23 protein-coding genes are annotated in these 19,880 nt (G+C 50.4%); 20 read left to right on the top strand and 3 right to left on the bottom strand.

From position 1 onward, the window contains the following. The first annotated feature begins 20 nt into the window (after positions 1–20). The 14 genes from ACYCS5_RS09070 to ACYCS5_RS09005 all read left to right on the top strand — a co-directional run bounded on the left by ACYCS5_RS09070 (position 21) and on the right by ACYCS5_RS09005 (position 13,013). Positions 21–1,481 carry a glycosyltransferase family 2 protein gene (locus tag ACYCS5_RS09070; protein WP_459760959.1) on the top strand — a complete coding sequence of 487 codons (1,461 nt, stop codon included), beginning with the start codon at positions 21–23 and terminating at the stop codon, positions 1,479–1,481. A 119-nt stretch (positions 1,482–1,600) separates the two neighbouring features. Beyond that, the gene (locus ACYCS5_RS09065) at positions 1,601–1,888 is read left to right on the top strand and encodes a hypothetical protein (protein WP_013311765.1); all 288 of its coding nucleotides are present in this window, start codon (positions 1,601–1,603) and stop codon (positions 1,886–1,888) included. Positions 1,889–1,917: 29 nt separating this feature from the next. Further along, entirely contained in the window at positions 1,918–2,250 is a 333-nt protein-coding gene (locus ACYCS5_RS09060) for a hypothetical protein (protein ID WP_029518277.1), read from the top strand. Then, complete coding sequence (locus tag ACYCS5_RS09055) at positions 2,250–2,600, top strand: hypothetical protein (RefSeq protein WP_039272663.1); 351 nt, start codon at positions 2,250–2,252, stop codon at positions 2,598–2,600. The genes ACYCS5_RS09060 and ACYCS5_RS09055 overlap by 1 nt, the downstream gene beginning before the upstream one ends. Next, positions 2,548–2,907 carry a FliH/SctL family protein gene (locus ACYCS5_RS09050; protein ID WP_039272662.1) on the top strand — a complete coding sequence of 120 codons (360 nt, stop codon included), beginning with the start codon at positions 2,548–2,550 and terminating at the stop codon, positions 2,905–2,907. The genes ACYCS5_RS09055 and ACYCS5_RS09050 overlap by 53 nt, the downstream gene beginning before the upstream one ends. 182 nt (positions 2,908–3,089) lie before the next feature. Beyond that, positions 3,090–4,181 (top strand): CgeB family protein, encoded by a 1,092-nt coding sequence (locus ACYCS5_RS09045; RefSeq protein ID WP_459760958.1) that lies wholly within the window; start codon positions 3,090–3,092, stop codon positions 4,179–4,181. A 33-nt stretch (positions 4,182–4,214) separates the two neighbouring features. Then, positions 4,215–5,348 (top strand): CgeB family protein, encoded by a 1,134-nt coding sequence (locus ACYCS5_RS09040; protein WP_459760957.1) that lies wholly within the window; start codon positions 4,215–4,217, stop codon positions 5,346–5,348. A 60-nt stretch (positions 5,349–5,408) separates the two neighbouring features. Continuing rightward, positions 5,409–7,070: a glycosyltransferase gene (locus ACYCS5_RS09035; protein ID WP_459760956.1), complete on the top strand. Its 1,662-nt coding sequence runs from the start codon at positions 5,409–5,411 to the stop codon at positions 7,068–7,070. A gap of 121 nt (positions 7,071–7,191) precedes the next feature. After that, positions 7,192–8,283 carry a non-hydrolyzing UDP-N-acetylglucosamine 2-epimerase gene (gene wecB, locus ACYCS5_RS09030; RefSeq protein ID WP_209949724.1) on the top strand — a complete coding sequence of 364 codons (1,092 nt, stop codon included), beginning with the start codon at positions 7,192–7,194 and terminating at the stop codon, positions 8,281–8,283. Further along, entirely contained in the window at positions 8,276–9,262 is a 987-nt protein-coding gene (locus tag ACYCS5_RS09025) for a polysaccharide biosynthesis protein (RefSeq protein WP_029518284.1), read from the top strand. Before wecB ends, ACYCS5_RS09025 begins: the two co-directional genes overlap by 8 nt. Further along, a complete protein-coding gene (locus ACYCS5_RS09020; protein ID WP_069012647.1) occupies positions 9,259–10,113 on the top strand; it encodes a dTDP-4-dehydrorhamnose reductase family protein in 855 nt (284 codons plus the stop codon). The genes ACYCS5_RS09025 and ACYCS5_RS09020 overlap by 4 nt, the downstream gene beginning before the upstream one ends. Further along, the gene (locus ACYCS5_RS09015) at positions 10,074–11,072 is read left to right on the top strand and encodes an NAD-dependent epimerase/dehydratase family protein (protein ID WP_029518286.1); all 999 of its coding nucleotides are present in this window, start codon (positions 10,074–10,076) and stop codon (positions 11,070–11,072) included. The genes ACYCS5_RS09020 and ACYCS5_RS09015 overlap by 40 nt, the downstream gene beginning before the upstream one ends. After that, positions 11,069–11,785: a glycosyltransferase gene (locus ACYCS5_RS09010; protein WP_459760955.1), complete on the top strand. Its 717-nt coding sequence runs from the start codon at positions 11,069–11,071 to the stop codon at positions 11,783–11,785. Before ACYCS5_RS09015 ends, ACYCS5_RS09010 begins: the two co-directional genes overlap by 4 nt. A gap of 28 nt (positions 11,786–11,813) precedes the next feature. Then, entirely contained in the window at positions 11,814–13,013 is a 1,200-nt protein-coding gene (locus ACYCS5_RS09005) for a glycosyltransferase (protein WP_069012648.1), read from the top strand. Here ACYCS5_RS09005 and ACYCS5_RS09000 read toward each other — a convergent pair. Beyond that, a complete protein-coding gene (locus ACYCS5_RS09000; RefSeq protein WP_239645229.1) occupies positions 13,010–13,366 on the bottom strand; it encodes a hypothetical protein in 357 nt (118 codons plus the stop codon). The two genes, ACYCS5_RS09005 and ACYCS5_RS09000, sit on opposite strands and share 4 nt — an antisense overlap. Positions 13,367–13,581: 215 nt before the next feature. Between ACYCS5_RS09000 and ACYCS5_RS08995 the strand changes: the two genes are divergently transcribed. Genes ACYCS5_RS08995 through ACYCS5_RS08980 form a run of 4 tightly spaced genes read left to right on the top strand, consistent with a single transcriptional unit; the run spans position 13,582 to position 17,490 of the window. Then, entirely contained in the window at positions 13,582–14,805 is a 1,224-nt protein-coding gene (locus tag ACYCS5_RS08995) for a sialidase family protein (RefSeq protein WP_459760954.1), read from the top strand. Continuing rightward, positions 14,805–16,031, top strand: coding sequence for a sialidase family protein (locus ACYCS5_RS08990; RefSeq protein WP_165148588.1), 1,227 nt, complete (start codon positions 14,805–14,807; stop codon positions 16,029–16,031). The genes ACYCS5_RS08995 and ACYCS5_RS08990 overlap by 1 nt, the downstream gene beginning before the upstream one ends. Positions 16,032–16,064: 33 nt before the next feature. Then, complete coding sequence (locus ACYCS5_RS08985) at positions 16,065–17,285, top strand: glycosyltransferase family 4 protein (RefSeq protein WP_459760953.1); 1,221 nt, start codon at positions 16,065–16,067, stop codon at positions 17,283–17,285. 31 nt (positions 17,286–17,316) lie between these two features. Then, positions 17,317–17,490: a hypothetical protein gene (locus ACYCS5_RS08980; RefSeq protein WP_165148594.1), complete on the top strand. Its 174-nt coding sequence runs from the start codon at positions 17,317–17,319 to the stop codon at positions 17,488–17,490. Between the two features lie 64 nt (positions 17,491–17,554). On the opposite strand, the gene ACYCS5_RS08975 is transcribed toward ACYCS5_RS08980, so the two are convergent. Further along, on the bottom strand, positions 17,555–17,977 hold the full coding sequence (locus ACYCS5_RS08975; protein ID WP_459760952.1) for a hypothetical protein: 423 nt from the start codon (positions 17,975–17,977) through the stop codon (positions 17,555–17,557). A 25-nt stretch (positions 17,978–18,002) separates the two neighbouring features. Beyond that, on the bottom strand, positions 18,003–18,350 hold the full coding sequence (locus ACYCS5_RS08970; protein WP_459760951.1) for a hypothetical protein: 348 nt from the start codon (positions 18,348–18,350) through the stop codon (positions 18,003–18,005). 245 nt (positions 18,351–18,595) lie between these two features. On the opposite strand from ACYCS5_RS08970, the gene ACYCS5_RS08965 reads away from it, so the two are divergent. Then, positions 18,596–19,243 (top strand): DUF1796 family putative cysteine peptidase, encoded by a 648-nt coding sequence (locus ACYCS5_RS08965; RefSeq protein WP_029518295.1) that lies wholly within the window; start codon positions 18,596–18,598, stop codon positions 19,241–19,243. Then, positions 19,236–19,862, top strand: coding sequence for a DUF1796 family putative cysteine peptidase (locus ACYCS5_RS08960; protein ID WP_165148600.1), 627 nt, complete (start codon positions 19,236–19,238; stop codon positions 19,860–19,862). The genes ACYCS5_RS08965 and ACYCS5_RS08960 overlap by 8 nt, the downstream gene beginning before the upstream one ends. The last annotated feature ends 18 nt before the right edge of the window (positions 19,863–19,880 follow it).

The raw sequence follows: 19,880 nt of genomic DNA, 5'->3' as shown, positions 1-19,880 counted from the left end.
CACCCGGAGGAGTGAACGGCATGAAACGCCTGAATATGCAAAGGAAACACAGCAAGCGGCTCGGAAAGAAAGGCTATTGGTCAGGATATAAAAGGGGCCAGGAGCAAGGTAACAGGTTGGGTCAGGCTTCGTTCGGCAAAGTATTTGAAGGCGTCAGTATTATCATTCCGTCCTGCAATCAGCTTCAACAGCTCCGTGCATGCATTCACCGTATTGAGGAGAATACGAGCCATCCTCACGAAATTATTGTAGTGGACTGCGGCTCGACGGACGGGACATCCACCTATTTGCTCCGTAAAAGCATCGCTGTGCGTTATGCGCTGTTAAAAAAGGATGTGCAAATGATAGGTAGCCTGAATCAGGGGCTGATGATGGCAAAAGGCACTACTATTGTGGTACTGGATCAAAACTCCATGGTGACCCCCGGCTGGTTGGATCGGTTGTTAGGGTGTTTACACAGCGATCCGTGTATGGGTGTTGTTGGGCCTGTAACGAATGGTCCATTCAAAGAACAGCAGATCGAGGTTCCTGATATGAACGAAAATGGAGCACGTCAATTTGCCATGACCTTCAATGTTCCCAAACCGGATGCATGGCGAGAGACCGAAAGCTTGGCTGGATTTTGTTTATTGCTGCGCAGAGAGACACTGAAAAAAACGGGCTACTGGGACGAAGGCTGCCACAGTATTGAGGAGGCCCATGCAGATTGGCTACTGCGTGTGCGTTTGTTGGGGATACGTATGGCAATTGCCGGAGATGCTTTTATCCATTATGAAGAAAGAGATCGGGATACGGTGTATGGTTTTCCTCTAACGACCGAAACAAGCGGTTCAATGGAGGAAAGCAGCCGGAACCGATCCTTTTTTGTACAAAAGTGGGGGGACGCGGATAAGCTGTTCCACAACCTGAAATTCAGTACAGCGGAGACGGACGGCCAGATCTCAACAGGTAAGGAAACACACGTATCAGCGGCAAGCTTTTACCCCATCGGAGCGGTTGTTCAGGGACCGTCCGGTGTAGTATTTCGGTTAGAGTCGGGAAGAAGGCGGTATTTGCATGGAGTCAGTGCTGCGGGAGGTGAAAACGTGCGCCCTGTCAGATTGTCTCAGCTGGACTTGTTGGCACTTCCCTTGGTAGGGAAGCCGGAGGTCACAGTTTCCGGCAGCACTGATGCACCTGTAGCTGAGTCGCCAGAGGAACCCTTGCCTGTGCTGGCGGCTCCTGAGCTGGGGAACATGTCCATGCTTCCCACACTTCATATCCCGGCCCAACGTAGGCGATGGATCGAGTTACTGTATGCTGAAGGTGGGCAACTGTACCAAATCGGCAACGGTTGGAAAAGACCATTCCTTACCCTCTACGCTGTGATGAGTTGGCGGGCTGAGGACTATCCAATTCAATTTTTGTCCTCCGAAGAATTGTCGGCATTGCCGGAGAAGCAGCCTATTATTGCTCCACCGGTGCTGCACGGGCATCTGTAATGATCTGAATAGGCGCTTTTAGGCGGAACCGACTACTCGCTGCGGCATACGCTGTAGTAGCGGAAAGCCCGTAGGTAATTCGTGCGTTCCGCACGGCGGAGCACATAAAGGAGGGGCTTATGCATAACGAGTTAGATGATTTGCTGATCCACATTTCGCACTCGCAGCAGCAGATGTCAAGGTTGTTGGATGCGGAACGGCAGGTGGTTGTGCGCATGGCGCAGATCATACATGAACTGCCAGATGAGGAGCCGCGTTTTGACGGAATTCCGGGCATTCTCGACAGCTCGGGACAAGTAAACAAAAGCATTGTGGCCTATCTGAACGGCATTGCCGATCTTCAGGAAGCAATGGCTGAAATGCTCGTTCGTGTCGTGAAGGAAACGGCATACCCGGAAGAGGAGTAACGTAACAACCGAGGGCAGGGAGTGAACACATGAGTAGGGAACAAGCAATGATTCACATGCTGGACGCAGCCTCCAAAATGCAGCGGAATGTGTCTATGATCCTGGAGGCCAAGGCGGTCGAAGCAGAAAAAGTGCGTAATTGGGCGCTGAACCATCTGGCGCCCCACGCCTTTGACACCGATGAAGAACAGCTGGGGCGACCTTTGGAGATTCACGAGCAAATGGTGGAAATGCTGGAGGGATTAACGCGGCTTCAGACTGGTCTTTGCAGCAATCTCAAAGCATTGCTGGATCAGGATGAGCAGCAGGGTGGCGGCATGGAAGGGATGATGGGAGGCATGGGCTCGGGGGATATGAACTAATGAGCATGAGGCGTGAACGTGAGATCAAGCTGGATATAATGGAGTCTATTGCTGCCAGCCAGCACGCCGTTGCCCGGATGCTGACCAGTCTTGCGGACTTGACGCCCCATGCGGATATGTCGGCTACCCGTCTGGAAGAAACCATTCGTATACTCAGCAACTACCAGGGCGAAATCACGCAAATGTTGGCGGGTATTCCATTAAGACGACAGGTATATGGAAAACCGACGAAGCCGTGGCTCCATGTGCCTGTTCAGAAAAATGAAACCACCACGAGAAAGCAAAGGAGGAATGAAAATGAGCACAAGGTGGGAACGCGCCACTCGGGAAAAAGCCCGCAAAAGACGTAAAGATGCCCGGCGTTCCAGCATTCGCAGATTAAAACGGAGAAGAAGACGTCTGCTTGCTCTAAGACGCCGTAAAAGAGGACATCATTCTGCACGTAGAAGACATCCTCTTTTGCGGCGGCGAAAAAAACCTCAAGCTAACCCGGTGGCAGTCCCTTCTGCGGAGAATCCACAGCCCGGGACTGTTGCATTGGAGCATGATCCGCAGGCATTTCAGCAGGGGTATGATGCAGCTTACAACGAGGGTTTCAATTCAGGCTTTGCCAAAGGTTATGAAGATGGACACCAGGTCGCTTACAAGGCTCAGTAAACTATGCAGAACATCCATGACAGCTAACCCCCCGAAGCTACACAGCTTCGGGGTTATTTGCGGTTCGGCAGTTGGACGGGCAAACGCCAATTTTGTCCGGGCAGTGGCAGTCGTCCATGATGCGTTTGACCCCTCCGCATATAGTTTAGGAGTGACAGAAGTTTATCCTACAACAGGACAGGGTGAAGGATGTGAACGATCAACAAAGCGGAAATGAACGCGAAGCGTACCGATGCGGCTATCGGGAAGGACGCAGAATGGGCGGTTGCACGGCTGCTCTGTCACAGGTCGTGGCCATACAGCCTGCTGTTCGTCATTTGAAAGTGTTGTATATTCCGCAAGGTTTCGCAGCTATAGACACAGGTGTGCAAGAAGCATTAGGCCAAATATGCAGCTCATGCGCCATCGGTACGCCTGCTACGATGCTAGCTGACGCCGAGGCTCAACGTCCAGACCTCGTGCTGGTCATGAACGGGCTGCATGTTTTTCCGGCGGATCATCTGGAGCAGGTACAGCAAATACGAGCCCTAGGCATTCGGACGGCCATATGGTTTGTAGATGATCCTTACTTTACGGAGGATACGGCGTTGATCTGTCAATCCTACGATGTCGTATTTACGCACGAAATTTCTTGCCTGCCGTTTTATCGCGATCAGGGAGTAACGAGGGTTCACTATTTGCCGCTGGCTGCGTCAGCTCGTATCTTTTATCCTCGGCGGGTAGAGCGGGAGCATCAGCATGATATTTGCTTCATTGGAAATGCCTTCTGGAACCGTGTGAAGCTATTCGACCACCTAGCTCCCTTCTTGGCGGACAAAAGAGTGCTGATCGTAGGTGGGCACTGGGATCGGCTGAACCGGCGGGATGTGCTGGAACGCTTTATCCGTCCGGGTTTTATGGAACCGGAAGAGACCGCTCAATATTATAACGGCTCCAAAATTGTCATCAATATGCACCGCCCGACAGACCCCGGACTGGATAATCGGAATACACACCAGCTTTCAGCGGAGTCCATCAATCCTCGGACATATGAAATTTCTGCTTGCGGCACGCTTCAAATGACGGATGTTCGGAAGGATTTGAGCCGTTATTACCGACCAGGCTATGATATTGAAACTTTCTCTGGAGCAGATGAATTGAAAGTGAAGCTGGACTACTATCTCAAGCATGATTGGGAACGCGAACGCATGGCCTGGCGCGCATTGTACACGACTATGCAAAAGCATATGTACTCCAATCGCATGGAAGAACTGCTGGACAAGGCGATGGCCTAAAGTAAACACCATAAACAGTGAGGAGTGAAAGTGATGACGATATCTACGACAGGACCGTATGACCCGGCTGTTCACCAGACGGCGGCAGCCTCCTGGGAAAAGGGGAGAACTGCGGGATTGCATGACGGATACGACGAAGGATATCTGCGCGGCCGTGCTAACGCAATTGTTGCGCGGATGAAAGCAGTTTTCCCTTTTCGACAAATCCATGTACTGTATGTCGTCTCAGGCAAAGGCCTTCCGTATTCTCCGCTGGATGAGGCGGTCATTACCACATTGCAGAGCATGACGGCTCAGGTTACCGTAACAGACCCACGTCAGCCGGTAGGAGATATTGCCGCTCAGCTCCGTCCGAATCTGATGCTGGCACTGGATGGAATGGATCTTCCGTTGGAGCAGGTTACTGCGGTACGCCAGTTGGGCATCCCCACCGCCATCTGGCTAACGGACGATCCATATTACACCGACACGACGACCAAAATCGTTACGAATTATGATTATGTGTTCACGTTAGAAATGAACTGCCTGGAGCTGTACCGTCAGTTGGGTTGCACGTCTGTGCACTATTTGCCCTTTGGAGCATTTCTGACTCACTATTTCCCCCTCAGCTCGCCCGCTTCGGTACGACGTGAGATTGGGTTTACAGGCTCAGCCTACTGGAACCGCATCTATTTCTTTAATCCGATTATGCCGCAACTCATGGCTCGTAACATTAAAATCAACGGAATCTGGTGGGATCGTCTCCCAGATTATCAGTCGTATGGTGACAAAATTGAGCTGGGTCGCTGGATGTCTCCGGGCGAGACCAATGATTCGTACAACGGCAGCAAAATCGTAATTAATCTTCATCGTTCCCATCAGGATGATTCGGTGAACAACAACTCACTGAAAATTCCGGGGGCTTCGCCCAATCCGCGTACGTTTGAAATTTCCGCCAGTGGCACGTTGCAACTGACGGATACAAGAGATGATCTGGCTCGTTTTTACAAGCCAGGGGAAGAGATTGAAACTTACAGTTCTCAGCAGGAACTGCTGGAGAAGGTTGAGTTTTATTTGACGCATGAAAAGGAGCGTCGTGAGATTGCTCTGCGTGCTCTGGAACGAACCCTGCGGGAGCACACGTATGGTCACCGGATTGACCAACTGTTGTCGGTCATATTTCCATAAGGTGATTCACACGTCCGGTGGTTGCTATTTTAAAGGAGGTGAACTCCGATCAAGCCGAAAATGATGTTATTCAGCCATGTTAGCAACGTCCGCAGTATTACGGGGGCAGAGAAGCTGCTATTGCAATTTTGTCTAGATATGCGTACGTACTTCGATTGTATTCTCGTAACGCCTGGTGAAGGGCGGCTGACCTCAATGGCCCGCAAGCGCGGAATCACCGTTCTGACACAGAATTTGTTCATGCTGCATGGCATGTATACCCCATATGAGGGATTGGCGCAGGATGCGGAGAATTTGCGGACCCATGTGGCATATGCGCCGTTGTTCCAGATGCTTCGGCATGCTCGGCCTGATGTGGTGCTGGTTAATACCTGTGTGAACGTCATGCCTGCAATGGCTGCCCATGAGCTTAATATTCCGGTGATCTGGAAAATTACCGAGGTCATTAACCAGAATGCGCATACGCCAGTTTCTGTTTCTATCATTGAGCGCTATAGCCAATGGGTCATCGGCATTTCTCAAGCTGTAATGCGTCCTTTGCATGGTGGGGGACTGACACGTCCGCATACGGTGTTGTCTCCCTGCCGGGATATGGATATGCCGTCTCCCAGAGAGCATGTGCTGGAACGGAAAAGGAAACGTGAAAAACTGGGGCTGCGGGATTTTCATATTTGCATTGGTTATATTTCTTCCTTTATCTACGAAGCCAAAGGGCTGTTACCTTTTGTCCAAATGGCTCTAAAGCTGTGCGAAACCAATTCGCGGTGTCGTTTCTGGATCATCGGCAGCTCGGTGGACTCGGAATATTACGTAAAATGTGTCTCTTTAATCCGCCAATCTCGTTATAGCCGCCGCTTCCAGTTCAATTCATTCGAGGAATCCGTGTCAACGGCCTATAGCGCAATGGATATTGTTGTGATCCCAAGTATGGTGGAAGAAGGCTTTGGTCTGACAGCCCTGGAAGGGCTAGTTTACGGTAAGCCCGTAGTAGCCTTTGCGCAGGGTGGACTTGTGGAATTGATGGAGGCTACCGGAAATACAGATTTTTTGGTAGAGCCGGGCAACAGCGACATGCTGGCGCAAAAAGTGGGTTATCTGCTCGATCATCCCGAGGAATTGGAACGGATTGGTGTCCGTAACAACAGTGCAGCTACACGTGTATACGGACCTGATTCCTACCGAAGCAGTATGCACCTCATGGTCAGTCAATGGGTATGTCATCATCCGCATTGGTTCCCGTTGATTCAGCAGCCGGGTGGACCTGTATGGACGAGGGAAGGCGAAGGGCTGCGCCAGGTTACCGCTATACCGGAGGGTTATACCAGCACGATTCGAGAATTTCCTGAATCGGTGGTGTGTCAGCTGCCTGTGCTGGGTCTGCCGCCAATCGAATATGCAGCCATTCAGGGCTTGCCACAACCAGCACCCCCTCTACCTGATTCACCACCCGAATTGCCCCGCGGCAAGCGTAGTATTCGGGCGAGATGGCCAAAGGGCCGCAAGCGTACCAGACTTCGGAATCGCAGGTATAAGAGAAGCGGCGGCAAGAGTCGCCTTAAGAAAATTCACGGGTTCCCGTTGTCGAAGGGACTTTATCCGAAAACCAAGTCCAGACAGAAGCTCAAGCGGAAAATCAAGCACCGGTCACGGCGACACAACGCGCACAAACCGAAGCGAGTCACACTCAAGGCTGGACAGCATACAAAACAACGGTCCGGGTGAACCTACGCCGGACCTTTGAGATGAACGTTAAGCTGGAGCACAGCCAGTCTGCTGGATGGCTATCCTTCATTGAACGCCACAATTCAATGAAACAACGACAGCAAAGGTGGGTTCCAAAACCATGAAAATATTGACCGTGCTCGGCACAAGACCGGAGATTATACGGCTCAGCCTGATCATTCCGAAGCTAGACCGCCATGCAGATGAACATGTGCTTGTGCATACGGGCCAAAATTACACCGAAAGCCTGAGCGGGCAGTTCTTTCGCGAACTGGGACTGCGTGCCCCGGATTATGTACTTCAGGAGAAAGCGGGGACACTGGGCAAACAGTTGTCCGCCATGTACTCGCAGATGGAGGATATTTTAAACAAGGAACGCCCCGATCATGTGCTATTGCTCGGTGATACGAACAGCGCTCTATGTGCCTTACTTGCGGAACGTATGGGTTATCCGGTCGTGCATATGGAGGCGGGGAACCGCTGTTATGATCTGGATGTGCCGGAGGAGAAGAACCGGCGTGTCATTGATGCGATATCTACCATTAATATGCCTTATACGGAGCAAAGCAAGCAGCACCTACTACGCGAAGGCTTCCCAAGCCAACGAATCATACTGACTGGAAATCCGATCTACGAAGTAATGCAGCACTATGAGAAAGAGGTAACCGGTAGTGGGATTTTGAAAAAGTTGGGACTGTCGCCGGGAGAATATTTCCTGGTCACTGCCCACAGAGCCGAAAATGTCGACCATCCACCGCATTTGCTGGCTATTTTAGATGGTCTTAACCGGGTAGCCCAGCAGTTCGGGCAGCGGGTCATTTGCAGTATTCATCCCCGGACTGCCGCCCGGATCGCAAGCCATCCGCCGATCCAGCTTGATCCGCTAGTGGAATTTCACGAACCGTTCGGTTTTTTTGACTTCGTTCTGCTGGAGCGGCATGCCCGCTGCGCTTTGACGGACAGTGGTACCGTACAGGAAGAATGCTGTGTCATGGGGGTGCCGACGGTTACGATGCGCCGGACGACTGAACGGCCGGAAACGGTAGATTGCGGCAGCAATATCGTGTCCGGCCTTGATGGCGAGGTTATAGCAAACGCGGTAGCCATAATGACCGGGATGACCCATAAGTGGCAATGTCCCGCGGGCTATCTGGTGGAAGATGTGTCGGATAAGGTAGTTAAATTTCTGCTTGGAGGGAAACGGCATGTTTGAAAACCAACGTATCTTGGTTACCGGCGGTACCGGCTCCTGGGGGCATGAGCTGGTTGCCCAGTTACTGCCGCGTAACCCCAAAGAGGTCATTATCTTTTCACGCGGAGAATCCAGTCAGGTTGCCATGAACAGGCAGTTTGAGGATGAACGACTCAGCTTCTGTATTGGAGATATTCGGGATAAGGATGCGCTGACTACCGCTTGTCAAGGAGTGGACTATGTATTTCATTTGGCAGCGCTCAAGCACGTGCCCGTCTGTGAGGATCAGCCCTACGAGGCACTCAAAACCAATGTCGTAGGCACTCAAAACGTAATCGAGGCCGCTGTCGTTAATCAGGTCAAGAAAGTCATTTATATATCGACCGACAAGGCCGCGAATCCGTCCAATTTTTACGGCATGACGAAGGCAATAGGAGAAAAACTGATTGTTTACGCCAATCTGCTGAATAGCGATACACGTTTCGTGACGGTGCGCGGCGGTAATGTTTTGGGCACAAACGGAAGCGTGGTGCATCTGTTCCAAAGCCAGATTCGCCAAAAGGGCAAGGTTTCGATCACAGATATGAACATGACGCGCTTCTTCCTAACCTTGCGTGATGCGATCAGTCTCCTGTTCAAAGCCTCGGTGGAAAGTGTAGGCGGGGAAATTTTTATCATGACCATGCCAACCTGCCGTATTTTGGACTTGGCTGAGGTGCTCATTGAGGATTCAGGTGTGGAAAACGTAGAAATTGTAGAAAAAGGTGTGCGTCCCGGTGAGAAAATTCATGAGATTTTGATGAGCGATTTTGAAAGCCTGACGACGGTAGTCTATGACGAGCAATATTTGGTCATTCTCCCAACGCTGAATATTCCTCAATTAAAGGACCGCTATAATCAGTGCCCTCCCGTGTCATTCAGCAGCTTTAGTTCGGAGTTTAATTTGATGTCGAAAGAGGAGATTCGCAGCATTCTCCAAAGCGGGGGGTTCATCAAATGAAGCTGCTTATTTTGGGTGGTAACGGCATGGCGGGCCATGTTCTGGTGAAGTATTTCCAAAACCAGAGCGGGTATAACGTGTTCTACACCACCCGTGATCCCGAAAATAAAGGTGGTCTGCTGCTGGATGTAAAGGACAGCTTTATGGTGGAGCAGCTGGTACGGAGTGTACGGCCAGACGTTATTATTAACGCGGTAGGTGTACTGAATCAGCATGCCGGGGAGGATCAAATTGCAGCATACCAAATTAATGGGTTGCTGCCACATCTTCTCCGGCGGACAGCGGACAGTATCGGTGCCCGATTGGTTCATATCAGCACGGATTGCGTATTCGAGGGAAATCGGGTACCTGGTTTATATAAGGAGACGGATCAACCCGATGGGACAAGTGCCTATGCTTTGACGAAAATACTCGGAGAAGTAAAGGCCGCAGGGCATCTGACTATCCGTACCTCCATTATCGGGCCGGAAATTCGGCCCAGTGGCATTGGTCTGCTGCACTGGTTCTTGCAGCAGAGCGGAGACGTTAACGGGTATCGCCGGGTCTTTTGGAACGGGGTTACGACGCTGGAATTAGCAAAGGCGATACAGGTGCAGATGAATGAGCCGCTGGACGGACTCATTCATCTGGTTCACCCTGAACCGATCAGCAAGCACGATTTGCTGCTGCTGTTCAAAGACATCTGGAATAGGGAGGATATTCGGATCGTGCCGAAAGATGAGCCGGTGCAGGACCGGACGCTTCGTTCTACCCGGGCCGATCTGCTCTACGATGTTCCTCACTACAGCATCATGCTGAAGGAGCTGCTGGAATGGACGGAAGCACAGCGGAACAACGTCGGCCTGTCATAGTCATTACCGGAGCGGCGGGCTATACCGGGATGCATGCCTGCCGCCATTTTGCAAAGCTCGGCTGGGAGGTAGCGGCGCTGACTCGCACTGCCGCTTCCGTCTCAGAACTGATCTTACTGGCTCGCGATGATGAAAATAACAGCCCAGAGGCGGAGACTCGCAACTGTATTACGCCTTATGTGTGTGACTTGCTCGACAAGAAACGTCTGGGCGAAGTAATTAGACAGATTGCTCCGGATTATGTGCTTCACCTGGGTGGTAAAAATTCCGTCCCTGAATCTTGGGAGAGTCCCCTGCTATACATGGAATCCAATGTACTGTCCACCCTGTATCTGCTCGATGTACTGCGACCTTTCCCCAAAGCCAGAATTGTCGTGGCGGGTTCTCGGCTAAAGACGGCTTTGCAGGCTCCGTATCATCCAACACATCCATACAGCCTTAGCAAAAGCCTTCAAGAGGCAGTCGCGCTCTCGTGGGGCGCGCTGTTCGAACAATCCGTCATGCTGGCAGAGCCTTGCAACTTGATCGGTCCGGGTCCATCTACCGGATTTTGTGCATTACTCGCGGGGTATATCGTTCAGACGGAACGTAGGGAGGGGCAGTCCGCAACTGAAACTGTCCCGTTCCGGGTATCTTCCCGACATGCGCAACGTGATTTTCTCGACGTTCGTGATGCCGTTCGCGCATACGGTGTGCTATTGGAACAGGGTGTGCCAGGCCGAGTGTACTCGGTCTGCACAGGCCGCATTGTGGAACTGGGCAATATCGTGGAACGTATGGTTGCGCTGGCCAAAACATCTATTCCCATACAATGGGGGGATGTGGCAGAGTCAGCATCTACCGAGGCATACCGTGCGAAAGAGCTGGAGGACATGGGCTGGAAGCCGACCATACAGCTGAGGCAATCTCTGGAGGATATGATTCAATACCGCCGAGCCGGAAAGGAAGGAACGATATGAGACCGAAAGTAACGATCGTCATTCCCTTTTATAACTGTGCATATGTGGATCAGGCTTTGCAAAGTGCACTAGAGCAAACTTATGGCCCACTCGAGATTATTGTCGTCGATGACGGCTCCACGGAACATGTTGATATGCTTCAGGCCTATCTTCCTTATATACATTATTTAGGTAAATCCAATGGTGGAACAGCCAGCGCTCTGAATCATGGTATCCGACATGCCAGCGGCGAATATATTGCATGGCTCAGCTCCGACGATACCTATCATAGGGACAAAATTAATAATCAGGTTTCTTTTATGGTGGAAAACGGTGCGTACATCTCCCATACCAACTTCAATTTCATCAATCAATATAGCCAAGTCACAAGCTACCAGGCAGCCGCCGTGTTTCCGTCTATGACGGAGTTTTACCGTTTTTTTCAACAAGGAAATCCGGTCAATGGATGCACGGTTATGTTTAAAAAGGAGCTGTTTGCACATATCGGTTTGTTTGATGAATTGCTGCCGTACACACATGATCTGGATATGTGGTACCGAGTGATACTGGCGGGATATCCATTTCCTTTTCTGAACGAGTCCTTGGTTAACTACCGTTGGCATGATGAAATGGGAACCAAAAAATATTGGCCCGCTGTGGAGCGGGAGTACAACATCACCCAAGCACGTTATCGAGATCGCTTCAGTCAGGTATTGAGTGGTTTATCCTCATGAAGCCGAAAGTCTGTCAGGGGGGATTGATATGGTAGATACGGGGATTGTTATGCCACTGTACAAACAGGATATCGGCTATCTGCAAGCTGCAATCTCATCCGTACTAGCCCAGAGCTACAGGGGATTTCGCTTCATCATTGTTATTGACGGAGCGCCGGAAATGGTGGGGCCAGCGCTCTATGCAGCAATGGGAGACCCGCGCGTTCAGTTGGTTACACTCCCTCAGAACCAAGGAGTATCCCACGCCCTAAACCGGGGATTCGATGAGTTGTTTAAAGATCCTGGGATCAAGTATGTGACCTGGGTCTCCAGCGACAATGTTTATAATGCTTCCTTTATTGAACGATTGCGGCAAGAGCTGAAGCAGGGGCCAGACTCACTCGGTCTTGTGTTTTCTACCTTCCGCCAGGTTGACGCATATGGGAACCCGTTGTATGACGAGCAGCATCAACAGGCGTTGATCCGGTACCAAAGTCAGCCACATCACGAATTGCTGAACGCCAGCATTGTTGGGGTTTCATTTATGTACAAAAGCAAATATGCCCTCCAGATTGGCGGCTATCGGCTGCAACCCGTTGAGGATTATGATTACTGGCTGCGGCTGACCGAGACGTGCAATATGAAATTCATCCCGGAGATCCTGATGGATTACCGGGTGAATTCCACATTTAGTGTATCGGCCGGCCTACACAGCCAAAAGGAGCACCGACGCTGGCGGCGCGCATTCCAAATCGCCAAGTATGAGGCGAGAGCACGCCGGGGCATCCCACTTGAAATGACGATTTTAATGCCTGTCACGGATATGGCTCAAGCTGAATCATTGCTGGATAATCTGCTGGAGCAGCACTACAGCAATTGCGTGGTACGGCTGCTGGATTTAACGCCAGAACAGGAAGCTAGCGCTTTCCTGTCGATGATGCTCGACCCTCGGTTAATCGTAACATCACGGCAGCATTATTCGATCCAGGAAGCACTGGTTCAGGCTATTGGTGAAACCACGACTCGCTTTGTTGTATGCTTCGGTGTCAAACCTTATATTGCCGTGACGGATCTACTGTATCTCACGGATTTGTTGCGCCCGTTACAGGATACACATGCCTTTTCCTACTATACAGATGACCATTCCACCATCGGCAGCGGACGAGGGGTTCAGTCCGTACCGCCAGAATGGAATTACGTGTATTACACCCACAGATTGCATCAGGCACTGGAACAGGGTGGCTTTTAAATAACAGGGGACAGTGCAGGGATTGTGGTCAGCTCGGACTGGAGAACACGGTGCTCCTGTACAACATTACCAAACTGATCCAGTCCAAAGTTGGAGAGCACGACATTCGCTGGAGCAGCGGAGGCCACGTTGTATTGTACCTCATAGGCAAGAACCCCTTGTATAAAGAAGGTACGGCGGGCAATGGAGTTTGCAGGCAAGTTAACCGATGTCACATACAGTGGTGTCTTGGTATCCGGTACCAGCGAGAAAAAAATTTGGATGGTCACGGTTGCCGCATTTACTGTGTCCTCATTGACCAAGTTCACAACAACATTGGAGCAGGCAGTACCAAAATCTCTAGTGTTCGTCATATAACCGGTTGTAAAAGCCAATCGAATCATCCTCTCAAAAAAACAGAATATTGGATAACCCTTGAAGGGATGCTTTTATACTATGAATCTATTGAAAAGAAAGCTTGTATGGTTGTCTCTAGGCTGTGCTGAAAAAAGTACATTTTGATAGAAATACTTCAGGCGTATCTATTTATATAATGAAGGGAATGCTCGCGATGCCTTTGAATTTTCAGGTGACACCCAGCGGCCTGCCCAAATTTGAGCCTAGTGTTGCTGTTAATTTACTGAATCCGAATATTGTTATAGCTGTAGCTGTTGATTTTAGCAGTGGGCCTCCCTTGATTGGACTGTATCGCTCATTGGATGCCGGAGCGAACTGGACGGATACTTTATTGCCGATTCCGCCGGGTTATACAGGAGCCGAGGCAGGAATGGTAGCCTATCTGTTCCCCAATATTTTTATCGTATCCGCGCATGTATTTCCGGGCAATGAAAACGGGGCTATCGTGATCTATCGCTCTACGGACGATGGAGCCTCTTTTGCTCCTCCCGTGGTCATTAACCCGGGCTATGGAGATTACATTAATAATGACTGGACTAATATTACGACGGATAATGCGGGGGCAAGTCCCTATCTCGGGCACGTCTATGTCACGTATAACCGCCAATATAATGTGGATTTTAATGCTCAATCTGCGGCCTTCTACCAGCGTTCCACCGATGGAGGACTAACTTGGGACCGACCGTTAATGCTCTCCAATATCCAATCCTCAACGGAGCGGCCTGAGCCTGCGGTCGACAAATATGGAAGCGTATATGTCAGTTGGATTCGTACGGGACCGCAAACACCAGCTTTTTTTATCCGACGCTCCTTTGATGGCGGGGCAACCTTCAGCGGGGATATTCTCGTATCCAATATAACGCTTGTGCCCAATCCTTTGCCCGTTCCTGGTTATGACTTTCGGATATTGAATTTCCCCAGCTTGGCCGCGGACTGCTCGGGTGTGCCTTCCACAACAAATACGCTATATGCCGTGTGGCAGGACTTTGGTCAGGGATACAGCAATATTTTGTTGTCCAAATCAAGCGATTTTGGCGGTACCTGGAGTGCTCCGGTCATTGTGACAGACAGCCCGCCCGGCTCGCAAAATTTTTTCCCTGCAATTTCAGTGTCGCCCAAGACGGGACTGGTCGTTGTCGTGTACTATACCAATCGCGTGGACGGCTTTAATCTGGATGTGTTCGCCGCAGAGTCGTCCGATGGAGGTAACACCTTTACGAACAGTCGTCTCACGACGACCTCCTTTAACCCGAATGTCGGTGGAGGCGAATCAGAGCTGATCGGCGATTATATTGATGTCGCCAATGTACCGCCGAACAGCTATATTTCCGTCTGGACAGATACGCGCACAGGCAGTTTGACGATATTTGCCGGTGTGCCAGGAGGTGGAGCCTGATGCCGAACGTACAGCTTACGCCTAACGGAAGGCTGGCCCAGGAGCCGAGTGTAGCTTTCAACCTGCTCGACGGTACCATTGTGTCTGCGGCTATCGATTTTACGACAGGACCGCCGTTGACGGCGGTATACCGTTCAGGTAACGGCGGTGCCTCTTTCACACAGCAGATTTTACCGCTACCAGCCGGCTATGTAGGGGCGGAATCCCATAGCGTCAGCTACGGTTTTCCCAACTTGTTTGTCATAGCCTGTCACGTATTTACCGCAGACGGTTTGAGCGGTACCATCGCCACTTATGTGTCGAGAGACAACGGCAATACATTTGATCCGCCTGTGATTGCCCAGCGAGGGTATGGGACATTTGTCAATAATGTTGAGGTCAGCGTGAAATTCGATACTTCTCAGGTCAGCTCCTATACCGGAAATATCTATTTATGTTATACGCATCAGTACAATCCTGACTTTTTCGGCGGATCAGTCATGTTCTTCCAACGTTCGCAGGATGGAGGGATCACATGGGGGACACCCGTGGTGCTCACCGCTGGCTCCAATCAGATTACGCGGGGGGAAATCACTGTGAGCATTACAGGGGTGATTTATGTCGGGTACATTGTCACAAATCCGGTTAACCAATATCAGGTCATTGTGTCCTTCAATGGAGGGACAGCATTTAGTTCCTCGCTACCTGTATCTTCTGTGGTCCCGGTTCCGAGTCCGTTGCCCGTGGCCGGCTTTGGTTTCAATGTGCTGCCGGCAGCTAACATTGCCGTGGATCGCTCTACGAGCCCGAATCAGGGAACACTTTATGCGGTCTGGCAGGATAATCGGGCAGGGTATGCGGATGTGCTGCTTGCCAGGTCGGTGAATGGTGGATTAAGCTGGACTGCACCGCAATCGGTGACAGGGGCCAGTGCAGGGGCACAGCATTTTTTCCCGGCTATTGATGTTTCGCCTGTGACCGGCGTGATCAAGATCGTATATTATACCAATCAAATAACGACCTCTTTATTAGACGTATTTGTGGCCGAATCAACGGACGGAGGAAGTACATTTACGAACCTCAGAGTAACAGACAGCTCCTTTAATCCTAACGGGATTAGTCCGGTTCCAGTCGTTACAATCGGTAATTTTATTGATGTAACGATCGTGCCGAATAATGGTTTTTTTGCGGTCTGGACAGATGCGTTATCGGGTTTCCAGCAAATTTACGGAAGCAACGGAATGTAGCTCAGCGTACGAGACAGAGGAGGTGAGGCTGTTTTGAAAATTTTGTTGGCTACGTACTGGCCGATTCCTCATTTGGGTGGCGTATGGCCCTTTATGATGCAAATTAAACGGAGACTGGAGCTACTGGGCCACACGGTAGACTTGATGGGGAACGGACCGGATACACCTAAATACCATATTGTTTTTGAAGATAGGGAGCTACTGAAGGATCAACTGCTGCCCCTGCTGGATACGAAGCTGAATGAATCGGCTGTCCCTGTATTACATTTGGATTCATGGGTGCAGACGGTGGAAAAGGATCGATACTGTATGGAGCTGGCAGCGGCGTATTTCGGGGTCGAGCAGTATGATGTGATTCACACGCAAGATGTCATTGCGACGCGTGCGCTAAGTCGGGTCAAACGCAAAGATAGCGCGTTGGTAGCGAATATTCATGGCTCGCTGGCTCGTGAAGTTATGATGGCTTTGGAGCGGGATCATGAGGAGGGTTACCGTGAGACGCTGATGTGGAAGTATTATTGGGCGCTAGAGCACTATGGCGCTCTATCCGCGGATATTACCATTACGTCTACAGAATGGATGAAACAGACGCTTGTGCGTGAGTTCGAAGTGCCTGAGCAGCAGATTGCTACTTTCCAATACGGATTGGATACCGAGCACTTCTGGGAAGTCCACGCCCGGGGAACGGACATGATACGACCTGAGGGGAAAAAAGTTATCATTTGTCCTTCACGGCTGGTCTATATCAAAGGACTGCATTATTTAATGAGTGCTCTTGGCTTGCTGAAAGCAAGTCGTACGGATTGGGTTTGCTGGATTGTCGGGGAGGGAGATAAAAGGGAAGAGCTTCAAACACAGGCGAAGGAGCTAGGGCTGGAAGAAGACGTGGTTTTTCTGGGGCATCGTGAAGATGTACCTGCTCTTTTACAACTGGCGGACCTTTTTGTTCATCCAAGCATACAGGACAATCAGCCGTTTTCGGTCATGGAGGCGCAGATTATGGGGCTTCCGGCAGTGGTATCGGATGCAGGCGGACTGCCGGAAATGGTGAAGCATGAATACACCGGACTGGTCTCCCCGGTTGGCGATGTGGAGGCACTGGCAGCTCATTTGCAGCATTTGCTGGCTCAGGATAAAGTGCGGATAGTCATGGGAAATCGTGCCAAAGCATGGGGGATCGCGCATTGGTCTCTGGATGTTATGATTGAACGACTCGTGAATATTTATGGGCAAGCGCTGAATCAAGTACGTTGAATACGTTGATTCAATAGTTAGGAGGGAGAGCATGACTTTTCCTGTCGTTGGAGACTTGTACAACCGTATTTTTGAAATCCAGCAGTCACACCCGGATTTGAAGGTCGATTACGCAATATGGAACCGAATTAACACTTCGTTGCCAGAAGATTATACGCTGCCGGACGCTGACATTTTAGAATGTCTGAAGCAATCCGCGCCATGAGAATACAGACCCTATAAAAGGCAGGTTGGGCTTAAAACTCCCACCTGCCTTTAGTTATTTCAGCTCATTGTCCATCCGGGTTTTCGTCCATCGAATCTACATACACAGAGCCTCGAACCATGAGTGGTCCTGTAACAACAGCACGGCGGTCGGCTGATTGTACGGTCAGGCAGTATACATAAGGCTCTCCCTGTGTTCCCGTTTCCTCATAGATTAACTCGGCAAATCCCTCCTGATAACAGGAATCCTGCAACCAGTCCAGCATAGGTCCCCGCTCATCGTTGCGACGCAATCGAATATCCAGCTCCCCGATATCCCAGTTGAGCAGCGGATTTTCCCATGCCAAAGAGACTTCAATGACAATACGTCCTTCAGCTTCACTTGCAGGAATGATCAATGTAGAGAGCACGCTCTCCTGTTCGGTGACCTGAAAAGGCAGTGCATATGTGCCTGGCTCAGCTTTGTTTTGAACTGAATATTTCAACATACCTTCTTCCTCCTCTGCCCGTTCATTAGGGTGTCACGGTAAAATGACTGGCTGTACGCTTAGCGACAACGTTCCCATTTTCCAAAAATTCAGCCAGGATAAACAGCGTTTCTGGATTGTAAATATTCGTGATCACTCGCAGATAAAACGGATTTTGGGCTGCCTCCATATCCTTGAGTTCTAGCACGGAGCCAGCTTCGGGAGAAGGGCTCAATCGAAGGAGCTGCCGACGGAAAACACCACTGTCATTTCCCATTTCCAGCAACACATCGACGGCTCTCTTTTCACGATTGAATAAGGTCATATGGCAGCTTTGTATATGGGCGCTGGGGTAAGCGAAATGGTGGTCGACGGTTAAAAGAAACACGGACATATGATGATGCCTCCTTGAATTCCGTTAGGTTACCAGCCTTAACATGATATGAAAAATAGACGGGTTTGGACTGGATAGTTGTACGCCTCTTTGACAAAAATCGTATCGGTGTCCAACCCTTTTCGCCGTGCTGTGCATGTAATGTAGAGTGGAACAAACTACGGCCTGAAGTCCCTTTTTCGACTACAGAAGAAGGATAGAGTAGGAACTGAGAGAAGGGTCGTATTAAAAAAGGAGGCACGGCTATGAGACTCGCACAGCTGGCAGGGGAATATGAAGCGGTCTTCAGTCTGGGGCAAAACTGTACACCTGCCATTCAATTGGAAAAGAACCGTTTGCGGCCGTTTGCCGGGGTACTGGATTGGATGATGTCTGACACGCTGTCCGATGTGAACCGCTTGCTTGAAAATCGGTTTGCCGGATTTATGGAATTGCCCAATTTGAGTGTCGTTGGTACGAGCCAACTGAATTATATGGTCAGAGATATCGCTTATAATGTGATCTCGGTACATGATTTTCCGCAGGAGCGCAATACGTCCTCAGATCTGGTGACCTATCCCGAGTTCAAGGAAAAGATAGACCGTCGTATTGAACGTTTTTTTGCAAAAACACAGATGGCGAAGCGCAGCTTGTTCGTCCGTATGCTGGGAACCTATGAAGAAGTAGAGGAACTGGAACGTATTTTGTCAGGCATGGTAGCGAATGAATTTTGTTTGTTGGTAGTGAATTGTTCCGGCGTAACGGAGTTGACGGAGGTGGATTGGCAGCTTCCGCATGTATGCGCGGTGGAAATGCCTTTTGCCGATGTATGGAATTACAAGAGTGATCCGCATTGGCGTACTCTTTTTAAAGGGATGACCTTGTCTTCGGAAAGGGGAGGGCGTCGTGCTTGAACGGTTGCAGGGGGATTATGATGCTGTATTCAGTCTGGGTGGACATTGCTTGCCTTCCATTCAGCTGGATAAAAACGGACTGCGTCCCTATGCGGGTCCGCTGGACTGGATGATTTCCGGTAACTTGTCACAGATCAGTCGCTTGCTGGACGCCCGTTTTGCCGGTTTTATGGATGTTGATAGTCTGCGTGTCACGGGGCACGATTACGGCGAGCATAACTTCATGGTCGAGGATGCAAACTATGAGATTACGGCGGCACACCATTTTCCGGTTAGCGAGAATACATCGGAGCAGCTGACTTCCTATCCTGCATTCAAAACGACGCTTGATCGCCGCATCGCACGTCTACTGGATCAATTCACGCTTGCGTCCCGTCTGCTACTGATTCGTCTCGGGGGCAGTCGGGAGCAAGCGGTGGAACTACATGATGTGTTATTGCAGAGGATTACACATGATTTTCGCTTGTTATACGTGGATTATACAGGGACTGATGGTGTGACGGAGCTGGATTGGGGATTGGAGCGGCTGGTTTCAGTGGAGCTGCCGCCTGAGGATATATGGAACGGTCAGGATGGGATGTGGCGTTATATGCTGGAAAATGTGAGACTGTATGTCTGAGGTGCTGAGATTCTAGAG

The sequence above is a fragment of the Paenibacillus sp. SEL3 genome, assembly GCF_054602585.1.
This window is presented reverse-complemented; position numbering and strand designations above follow the sequence as displayed.

Excerpts from the sequence above, each read along its gene's own strand:
- ACYCS5_RS09010 (WP_459760955.1), top strand. The coding sequence starts at position 11,069 with ATGAGACCGAAAGTAACGATCGTCATTCCCTTTTATAACTGTGCATAT.
- ACYCS5_RS09000 (WP_239645229.1), bottom strand. The coding sequence starts at position 13,366 with ATGACGAACACTAGAGATTTTGGTACTGCCTGCTCCAATGTTGTTGTG.
- ACYCS5_RS09005 (WP_069012648.1), top strand. The coding sequence starts at position 11,814 with ATGGTAGATACGGGGATTGTTATGCCACTGTACAAACAGGATATCGGC.
- ACYCS5_RS09050 (WP_039272662.1), top strand. The coding sequence starts at position 2,548 with ATGAGCACAAGGTGGGAACGCGCCACTCGGGAAAAAGCCCGCAAAAGA.
- ACYCS5_RS09040 (WP_459760957.1), top strand. The coding sequence starts at position 4,215 with ATGACGATATCTACGACAGGACCGTATGACCCGGCTGTTCACCAGACG.
- ACYCS5_RS09060 (WP_029518277.1), top strand. The coding sequence starts at position 1,918 with ATGAGTAGGGAACAAGCAATGATTCACATGCTGGACGCAGCCTCCAAA.
- ACYCS5_RS08990 (WP_165148588.1), top strand. The coding sequence starts at position 14,805 with ATGCCGAACGTACAGCTTACGCCTAACGGAAGGCTGGCCCAGGAGCCG.
- ACYCS5_RS09035 (WP_459760956.1), top strand. The coding sequence starts at position 5,409 with ATGATGTTATTCAGCCATGTTAGCAACGTCCGCAGTATTACGGGGGCA.
- ACYCS5_RS09020 (WP_069012647.1), top strand. The coding sequence starts at position 9,259 with ATGAAGCTGCTTATTTTGGGTGGTAACGGCATGGCGGGCCATGTTCTG.
- ACYCS5_RS09070 (WP_459760959.1), top strand. The coding sequence starts at position 21 with ATGAAACGCCTGAATATGCAAAGGAAACACAGCAAGCGGCTCGGAAAG.
- ACYCS5_RS09055 (WP_039272663.1), top strand. The coding sequence starts at position 2,250 with ATGAGCATGAGGCGTGAACGTGAGATCAAGCTGGATATAATGGAGTCT.
- ACYCS5_RS09065 (WP_013311765.1), top strand. The coding sequence starts at position 1,601 with ATGCATAACGAGTTAGATGATTTGCTGATCCACATTTCGCACTCGCAG.
- ACYCS5_RS08970 (WP_459760951.1), bottom strand. The coding sequence starts at position 18,350 with ATGTCCGTGTTTCTTTTAACCGTCGACCACCATTTCGCTTACCCCAGC.
- ACYCS5_RS08965 (WP_029518295.1), top strand. The coding sequence starts at position 18,596 with ATGAGACTCGCACAGCTGGCAGGGGAATATGAAGCGGTCTTCAGTCTG.
- ACYCS5_RS08975 (WP_459760952.1), bottom strand. The coding sequence starts at position 17,977 with ATGTTGAAATATTCAGTTCAAAACAAAGCTGAGCCAGGCACATATGCA.
- ACYCS5_RS09025 (WP_029518284.1), top strand. The coding sequence starts at position 8,276 with ATGTTTGAAAACCAACGTATCTTGGTTACCGGCGGTACCGGCTCCTGG.
- ACYCS5_RS09015 (WP_029518286.1), top strand. The coding sequence starts at position 10,074 with ATGGACGGAAGCACAGCGGAACAACGTCGGCCTGTCATAGTCATTACC.
- wecB (WP_209949724.1), top strand. The coding sequence starts at position 7,192 with ATGAAAATATTGACCGTGCTCGGCACAAGACCGGAGATTATACGGCTC.
- ACYCS5_RS08980 (WP_165148594.1), top strand. The coding sequence starts at position 17,317 with ATGACTTTTCCTGTCGTTGGAGACTTGTACAACCGTATTTTTGAAATC.